This window comes from Nostoc cf. edaphicum LEGE 07299, assembly GCF_015207245.1.
GTDB lineage: Bacteria > Cyanobacteriota > Cyanobacteriia > Cyanobacteriales > Nostocaceae > Nostoc > Nostoc edaphicum_B.
This window is the reverse complement of record NZ_JADEXF010000478.1, coordinates 1-4,331: the sequence shown is the minus strand read 5'-3', so window position 1 is coordinate 4,331 and position 4,331 is coordinate 1. Positions and strand designations below refer to the sequence as shown.

The window sequence follows — 4,331 nt, the reverse complement described above, 5'->3', positions numbered from 1 at the left end:
GATTTAGCCAGACAACCCTTTTATCGTTGGCTAGATCGCTACTTTTTGCTATTGCAAATACCCTTCGGGTTGCTGCTTTATGCTTTAGGAGGATGGTCTTTTGTATTCTACGGAGTGTTTCTCAGATGTGTCTTGCTTTGGCACTCAACCTGGTTTGTGAACTCAGCATCACATTTGTGGGGTTATCGCACCTTTGATGCTGATGATGGCGCTCGTAATCTTTGGTGGGTATCCATCGTCACCTATGGAGAAGGATGGCACAATAACCATCATACTTATCCCCACATGGCGAAATCTGGGTTGTCTTGGTGGGAGATTGATATTACTTGGTGGAGCATTCTAGTTTTGCAGACTTTGGGTTTAGCTAAAAAAGTTGTCTCGCGTCCCCCTCAAGGTGCAACTCACGGCTAAATTGCAACTAAATTATCATGAATTTGTTATGCCGATTGCTTCCCGTAGTCGGCTTAATAAAATGTTAAGCATTTTAATTGCATATTTATATCATGATAAATACTTCTAGGTTTCGTCAGGCTATCCTACTAGCTGTTATCACACTCAACCTCATTTCTACTTGGCTACACTATATAGACAATGCATTATTTTTGAGTCAATATCCTGGCCCGGCGTGGTTCACTTCTGTTGCAGTAATTAGTACTGTAATTGTGATGACTCCAGTAGGAATATTGGGATATTGGTTTTACACCCAAGGTATGTTTTGGTTGGCGTACTTTTTATTAGCCTTATACTCAATCACTAGTATCTCCAGTCCAGTCCATTATCTCTTCCCGATGGTTGCTCCTATGTCTTTGAAAATGCATAGTCTAATTTGGCTGGATGGATTTATGGGGCTATTACTGATAGGTTTCTTGCTGTGGTCTAGTTTTGTATTAAAAGAGTGGCGTAGTATACAATCTGCAAATTGATTTAACATATATATACATATATAATAACTGAAATCGCCGCTCATTCTGTTAACTCTAATTGAACAAAATATTTTACTAGCTATTTCACGGTAAAATCTAACGGATTAAATCACTGTAGTGCATCAAGTGTGAAAACTGACAGTATTTTTTATCGCCTTTTTCAAGAACTTCCTGGCATATTTTTTGAATTAATTGGCAATTCACCCCAAACGGCAGAGACTTATCAATTCTCCTCAATTGAAATCAAGCAAACTGCATTCCGTATAGATTGTTTTTTGTGCCAACACAAGGAGAAGAAAATCCGATTTATTTTGTTGAAGTCCAGTTTCAAACTGACACAGAAATTTATTCACGCTTATTTTCAGAAATTTCTTTATACTTACGCCAAAATAAACCGAAAAATTCTTGGCGAGGAGTAGTTATATATCCCAATCGCAGTTTAGATACAGCAGATATCAAGAATTACAGTGAATTTTTCACTAGCCAGCGCATCAGTCGCATTTACCTTAATTAATTAGGTGAAACTGCATCATTGCCAGTTAGAATTGCTACGATGAAATTAGTGGTCGATGAAGAGGAGACAGCAATTCTAGCTGCTAGGCAGTTAATAGAGAGAACCCAGCAAGAAATCAACGTCGAACCACAACAGCGGCAGCTACTAGAATTAATAGAGACAATTTTGGTTTATAAGTTTCCGACAATAAGTCGAGAGGAGATTGAAGGTATGTTTGGGCTAAGTGATTTGAAAAAAACACGAGTTTATCAAGAAGGCAAGCAAGAAGGTAAGCAAGAAGGCAAAGAGGAAGGAGCGCGTGAAGCAAAGTTTAGAATGATACCTTTGTTGTTGAGATTGGGATTGAGTTTTGAAGAAACTGCGAAAGAGCTAGATTTGAGTCTAGAAGAAATTCAGCAAGAAATGCAAAAACAGCCTTCAAGTCAGGATACGTAACCTACAATTACAGCAAATTCGAAATTCATGAGTCAAAATTTAGAAGTAAAATAGGCTTTATACCTGGCTTTGGGACTTAGCTTGTGTACTTCAATAACTTTAAATTCGCTGTATGCTTGATTGCGGATTTACCTACATATTCTTACTATTTACCATTCCCATAGTTTTTAATTTTTTCTATGATTTCGCTCTGTCCTATTCTTCAAGCTAGACTTTCCCAACCCTTAAAGATTGGCTCCTTTGAGGTAAAAAGTCGGGTTCTCCAGTCGCCTTTATCTGGAGTGACAGATATGGTATTTCGCCGTCTCGTGCGTCGCTATGCCCCAGATTCGATGATGTATACCGAAATGGTGAATGCTACGGGGTTGCATTATGTCAAGCAGTTACCCAAAATCATGGAGGTAGATCCCAATGAACGCCCAATTAGCATTCAACTATTTGATTGCCGTCCAGATTTCCTCGCAGAAGCAGCAATAAAAGCAGTTGCCGAAGGTGCTGATACTGTTGATATTAATATGGGTTGTCCGGTTAATAAAATCACTAAAAATGGTGGCGGTTCTTCATTGTTGCGGCAACCAGAAGTAGCAGAAGCAATTGTGCGGGAAGTGGTAAAAGCTGTTGATGTCCCTGTCACCGTAAAAACCCGTATTGGCTGGAATGACAATGAAATTACTATTCTCGACTTTGCCAAGCGGATGGAAGATGCCGGGGCGAAAATGATTACGGTACATGGACGAACCCGCGCTCAAGGGTACAATGGCAATGCCCGTTGGGAATGGATTACCCGTGTAAAAGAAGTGCTTTCTATCCCAGTGATTGGGAATGGAGATATTTTTTCCGTTGAAGCGGCAGTGAAATGTTTAGAACAAACTGGCGCTGATGGCGTCATGTGTTCCCGTGGGACTTTGGGTTATCCGTTTTTGGTGGGAGAAATCGATCATTTTCTGAAAACTGGAGAAATATTACCATCACCAACCCCAATTCAGCGTTTGGAATGTGCAAGAGATCATTTACAAGCTTTATGGGAATATAAAGGCGATCGCGGTGTACGTCAAGCCCGTAAGCACATGACTTGGTATGCTAAAGGTTTCGTTGGTGCTGCCGAACTCCGAGGACAGCTAAGTTTAGTTGAAAGAGTAGATCAGGGTTTGGCAATGATTGACCAAGCAATTGAAAAATTAGCAAATGGTTATGAACTAGAGGAAGAAGCAGAAGGTAGTTTGGTAATGCTTTAAAAAGTTGATTTGCTCGCTAGCTTGGGGTGATATTGCTGGTTGCTAAAAGTGAGGCGATCGCTTGAATACCACTATTTCAGTTAGGGTTTAAATCTCCTTATGTAACTCTTTTGAATTTTGAATGTTTAACTAGCCCAAATGGAGGCTCACAATGTTAGTTTCCAAACACAATGATGTTGTAACCGTCCCCGAAATTCTCTCATTAGAAGACTTCATGGCAAATCCTCCAGAGGGGATGGAGTGGGTAGACGAGCGACTAGTAGAAAAAATAGGAATGACATTAAAACATAGTGAAATTCAATTGAATATTGGTTTTTACTGGAGAAGTTATATTAACTCCAATCAACAAGGTGGGAAAGTTTACACTGAAGTACCTTGTCGTACATATAAACAGGGTCGTCGTCCTGATGTAGCTTATCTAACGCCTGAGTTAGTAACTGAGTTTGGTAATGTTCCTACTTTGCCACAAAGTTTCCCGTTGATTGCTGAGATAGTTTCACCCACCGATTTAGCTGAAGAATTATTTCTCAAAGCCCAGGAGTATTTACAGTCCGGTTGCGAGGAAATTTGGCTAGTGTTTCCTGAAAGTCGATTAGTTTTTGTAATGACTGATAATCAGGTTTTGGGGTTTAAATCTGGTGATGTGGTTAGTACTCAAAAAGTATTACTCGGTTTTAATGTAGCTGTAGACGAATTGTTGACTTGAAAATGAATTAGTATTTACGCAAAAATTGCCAAAAAGTCTAATTTATCGAACCGCCAAGACATCAAAAATGCCAACAATCCCTAATAGAGACTTTAGTTAATTGCAATCCCCGTGAAAAATTTTTCACGGGGTCAGTTTAGACTTGATAGCGGCGATCGCCCTCAAAGATGAAAAATTTTTCAAGCTCCACTTTCCATTGGGTCGTCGCGTCCGATACCAAGCGATCGCAATTGAGCTTTGACATTTTCCCAGCCTTGACCGCAGTAGTAATATTTTTTATCCCGAACGTTGGCTATATAGAATCCTGACTTGCCACCATTTATCCGAAATAGTTCTGCTACAACGTTCATCCTGGTTAGCCCGTTTTCTTTGAGGGTTGAGTCTAAATCAGTAGGAATGCCACGAGCATTGTAGAAAACTTCGCCGCCGTGGAAAAACCACTTCGTTCCCTCGCGCTCGTAGATTTGAAGGTGGATAGGTGCGTGCATCTTAACCATTGCTATAAAATAGTAATAGAA

General features: G+C 40.0%; 6 protein-coding genes and 1 pseudogene. 6 read left to right on the top strand and 1 reads right to left on the bottom strand.

Annotation, left to right across the window (positions count from 1 at the left end; genetic code table 11):
* The 6 genes and pseudogenes from IQ229_RS15160 to IQ229_RS15140 all read left to right on the top strand — a co-directional run.
* A partial coding sequence (locus tag IQ229_RS15160) for a fatty acid desaturase (RefSeq protein ID WP_194044979.1) occupies positions 1-411 on the top strand: 411 nt, incomplete at its 5' end.
* A gap of 92 nt (positions 412-503) precedes the next feature.
* The gene (locus IQ229_RS15155; protein WP_194044977.1) at positions 504-923 is read left to right on the top strand and encodes a hypothetical protein; all 420 of its coding nucleotides are present in this window, start codon (positions 504-506) and stop codon (positions 921-923) included.
* Positions 924-1,051: 128 nt separating this feature from the next.
* Positions 1,052-1,342 carry a DUF2887 domain-containing protein gene (locus IQ229_RS24880; RefSeq protein ID WP_409339936.1) on the top strand — a complete coding sequence of 97 codons (291 nt, stop codon included), beginning with the start codon at positions 1,052-1,054 and terminating at the stop codon, positions 1,340-1,342.
* Positions 1,228-1,872: pseudogene (locus IQ229_RS15150) on the top strand (Rpn family recombination-promoting nuclease/putative transposase). The gene IQ229_RS24880 and the pseudogene IQ229_RS15150 overlap by 115 nt, the downstream one beginning before the upstream one ends.
* A 179-nt stretch (positions 1,873-2,051) precedes the next feature.
* Positions 2,052-3,107 carry a tRNA dihydrouridine synthase DusB gene (dusB, locus tag IQ229_RS15145; RefSeq protein WP_194044975.1) on the top strand — a complete coding sequence of 352 codons (1,056 nt, stop codon included), beginning with the start codon at positions 2,052-2,054 and terminating at the stop codon, positions 3,105-3,107.
* A 151-nt stretch (positions 3,108-3,258) separates the two neighbouring features.
* A complete protein-coding gene (locus tag IQ229_RS15140; protein WP_194044973.1) occupies positions 3,259-3,813 on the top strand; it encodes a Uma2 family endonuclease in 555 nt (184 codons plus the stop codon).
* Between the two features lie 179 nt (positions 3,814-3,992).
* On the opposite strand, the gene IQ229_RS15135 is transcribed toward IQ229_RS15140, so the two are convergent.
* On the bottom strand, positions 3,993-4,331 hold a 339-nt coding region (locus IQ229_RS15135; RefSeq protein WP_409339935.1), incomplete at its 5' end, for a hypothetical protein.